Genomic DNA, 233 nt, shown 5'->3' on the forward strand with positions numbered 1-233 from the left:
GGGTATGTGTTACTCATTTAGATGCGCACTGTGTGTACGTACATGACCCGTTTTGCGAACCAGGTAACGACAATCAATTAGCGATTGACTGTCAATATGTGCCAATTGCACGCAGCGATTTTAGTAAAATGTCGGCTTTTGGTAGTCAAAGGCTTAGAACGGCAGTTGCTATTGGTAAAAAATAATAGATTAGGATTTTAAGTGACATTTTTAGATTTTATCGATGTAGCCCC

Annotated in this window: 1 protein-coding gene; it reads left to right on the top strand. The window is 39.5% G+C overall.

The window, feature by feature from the left end; genetic code table 11:
* Nucleotides 1–185 (top strand): peptidase C39 family protein (locus AAEY68_RS21740; protein WP_350586905.1); only part of this gene is annotated, 185 nt, incomplete at its 5' end.
* Nucleotides 186–233: the final 48 nt, after the last annotated feature.

This window comes from Pseudoalteromonas sp. RB2-MNA-CIBAN-0110, from assembly GCF_040309305.1.
In the GTDB taxonomy this organism is placed as follows: domain Bacteria; phylum Pseudomonadota; class Gammaproteobacteria; order Enterobacterales; family Alteromonadaceae; genus Pseudoalteromonas; species Pseudoalteromonas arctica.